Genomic DNA, 3,215 nt, shown 5'->3' with positions numbered 1-3,215 from the left:
TGAGCCTTAAGCCATCTATATTCAATTGGTAGTTTCATATTAATTGCCCATAACGTAATGGCTAAACTACGTGTGAGGGTGCGTCACCCGAACGTGGAGTTTTAGCTGATGTTGGGCAACGTATTTATTTTATACTAATTTTTTAAAGCCATTATATGACTATTCAATAGTTTTGTTTCTATTTCTACATCGGAAACAAGTCTTTTACAACGGTCTGTCCAGTATGTATTTTCTTTTTTCATTAAACGTAATCGATCTACATAATCTCCGAACATGAAATACATGATGTTACTTTCTTTTGTTGTATAAATAATGGTTTCTTCTCCTTCTTTAAAACGAATACCACAAGCACTACTTGTTAGGCTTGTATAAATTGTAAATTGTTTACCTAAATATTCACCTTTGAAAATTTTTGAAGCATCTATTGTTACTTTGTATAATGAGTTTGCTTCTAGATACCTTACTAACTTTTCATTATCCCCCATTAATGAATGTACTGAAGCAATACTATCCACATTAATTGTTTCTAAAGTGTTTACTATTTCAACTTTTAGAATTTTTCCTTTAACTATTAAATGAGCTTTATTATATCCGTTTTCTACTGAAATTGAGTCACATTTACAACCAAAAGCATTTAAAGGGTTTGCTAAGGTCAATAATATTACAAATAAAAGATATGTTAAATTTCTATTAGCTAAGATTTTATCCATTTCATTGAAAGTTTGCTCTGACTATATGTTGCCCAACGTAATGGCTAAACTACGACCAGCGGGCGTGTCGACCGGTGGATGGAGGTTAGCTAATGTTGGGTACTTTTTAAGTTGAAAATTTGAATTCTATTTTGCCAGTGATCCCATTTTCTTGTAGTACAGATTTAAGGGATTCTAACTTTTTTTGACCTCCTGAACTTAAAATTGTTTCACCATTATAAGATTGATTTTTTAATCTTTTCAACTCATTGAGGTCTAATTTAAGTTTTTTCTTTAATAGAAGTAATATTTTATTATTGGTTAGTAAATTACTATCAATTTTTAAACACCAATATTCATTTTCTTCTTCATAATCTTCAAAGAAATTATCTCTTGATATCCCAGAAGAACGTTCAATTATTAAACTTTTATATTTATCTACAAAAAATGGTGAATTACCTGCAAAAGCATGTTTAATAGATTTTGTTTTGAGAAATTTTTCATTCGAATAAGGAAAATCCCAACCATATTCTTTTTCAGCAATTAGATCATCCAGTATTAAAAACCTATCATCAATTTTATTAGAAATGAAAGTGTTAAAATTTATGGAATTGACTTTTTCTAATACTAATTTCCGAGCTTCCTTGAAGTTTATCATTTTAATATTAATTGATTGTTTGCCCTAATTGTACCCAACTATTAGTATATGGAAAGTAGGGCAGTAGAAAGCGATCAACTTTCAAGTTTGCACTGAGCCAAAGCGTCGTATTTTATTTTTAACTTATTCATTTTAAAAGCCAAATCAACGATTTGGCGGTTTTTGTAAATAGTACTTAACTTTCTTAAACCACTGAATGCCCTATTTGCTATATACAGTGTTGTGTGTATTATTTATTTTTTACCGATTTTCTGATTCAATTAGCTCGTCAATAAATTCAATTCTTTTTTTAGTGTCATGGGTTAGTTGCATATTCATAGCCATTGCGCACATTGAGCCTCCTTGATACATAAGTTCTTTTATTTTTTCGTTTTTGTGTCGAAGAATTATCCAACTTTTCTGAGATTCTATTATCAAATTCTTAAATGATATCACTTGTTTGAGTTCAAAGTCATCGTCAAACTCAGAGTATTCTTTTATCCTTGAGTTCAAAATATTCATTAAATCTTTATACTTCACATTTAAAATACTGTCATAATATTGATATTCTTCAAGAGAGCAGATGGTCATCTCAGTTTGAGAACCATCATAACAGTCGAACAAATTACTTTCACTTTCTTGTCCAAATACAGAAATTGAGTAAATCAAAAATATGATACTTAATTGAAAACTTTTATCCCTCATACTATCAGTCTTATTACACACAACGTAATAGCTAAACTGCGAGCGAGGGTGCGTCACCCGAAACTTGCTGTTTTAGCTGTTGTTAGGCAAAGTTTTTTTAAGTTTCTTAAGCCTTTTTTTAATAATATCTTTTGAAGACTCCTTCAGTTTTAAATTTAACGACATTCCTTCCCTAACATTTCTAATTTCTTTTTCAAGGAAATAAATTTTTTCACCAACAATTGAAAAAGCAAGAAGCGTAAATGTTGAACCAACTGGTATATTGTAAAAACTATCTTCCTTTCTTATTATTGACTTTTTATATGAATTGATATCCTTAAAAATTAAATGGGCATCTACCTGTGTTATATTATCAGACAAGACATTTACTTGGATATTTGTCAATACAGATTTTGGTAAATAATCAAAATTAATATAATCTAGCTTTGGTAATTTGGCATAATAGTAACTAAAAATATCTTCTTCAAAAGCTGTTCTTAATGTTGATCTAGGTTCATTTGGACCTATAGGAATTCTTGTGTAATAAAGAGGATTATCTTTTGTCCTATAAAAAACTGTATCTATTTTAGTAATACTAGTTGTATCCACATTTACTGGAGCTTTTACCCAATTACCTGAATCTAAATAGAACAAGCTCATTGGTCCTAAATTTAAATCTCTTGGATAATAAATAGATGCAAAACTCCCATTTTTTAATCGTACATTTTTAGAGTTAGACTTTATTGTTATTTGGATACTTCCTCCCGAGATTAAAAGTGTATCATTTGATATAGTTTCTAAATTATTGAAAAACATATCAATATTGCTTTGATAATTTTTCACAAAAACTTTTATTGATGAAGGTTGAGGTATATTTGTAAAATCTAAATCAGTCCATTTAAAATTGATTTTAACACCATCTTTTGTTTCTATATCTATTTCATCATTTTTTGTAATAGTAAATGTTTCTTCTACTGTAGAAACTGAATTCGTTATTAAATCTCTTATTTCATTATTTTGTCTTAACTCTTCATTATTATAACATGAAGATAAAATAAAAGAAAACAGAATAATTAGTTTAGATTTCATCTTTAAGTTGTGTTTAATTTTGCCTAACGAAATTGCTAAACTGCGAGCGAGGGCGCGTCGCCCGAAACTTGCCTTTTTAGCTTGTGTTATAGCCTGTTTAATTATTTTTTAGTTCA

At 29.0% G+C, this 3,215-nt stretch carries 4 protein-coding genes; all 4 read right to left on the bottom strand.

Annotation, left to right across the window (positions count from 1 at the left end; translation table 11 throughout):
- Positions 1-134: 134 nt before the first annotated feature.
- A complete protein-coding gene (locus HGP29_RS27875; protein ID WP_168885756.1) occupies positions 135-710 on the bottom strand; it encodes a hypothetical protein in 576 nt (191 codons plus the stop codon).
- A gap of 106 nt (positions 711-816) precedes the next feature.
- Positions 817-1,347 (bottom strand): hypothetical protein, encoded by a 531-nt coding sequence (locus tag HGP29_RS27870; protein ID WP_168885755.1) that lies wholly within the window; start codon positions 1,345-1,347, stop codon positions 817-819.
- A gap of 240 nt (positions 1,348-1,587) precedes the next feature.
- Positions 1,588-2,031: a lysozyme inhibitor LprI family protein gene (locus tag HGP29_RS27865; RefSeq protein ID WP_168885754.1), complete on the bottom strand. Its 444-nt coding sequence runs from the start codon at positions 2,029-2,031 to the stop codon at positions 1,588-1,590.
- Positions 2,032-2,103: 72 nt separating this feature from the next.
- Positions 2,104-3,099, bottom strand: coding sequence for a hypothetical protein (locus HGP29_RS27860; protein ID WP_168885753.1), 996 nt, complete (start codon positions 3,097-3,099; stop codon positions 2,104-2,106).
- Positions 3,100-3,215: the final 116 nt, after the last annotated feature.

The organism is Flammeovirga agarivorans, from assembly GCF_012641475.1.
Classification (GTDB): Bacteria; Bacteroidota; Bacteroidia; order Cytophagales; family Flammeovirgaceae; genus Flammeovirga; species Flammeovirga agarivorans.
The sequence above is the reverse complement of the archived record's forward strand: the minus strand, read 5'-3'. Positions and strand labels throughout refer to the sequence as shown.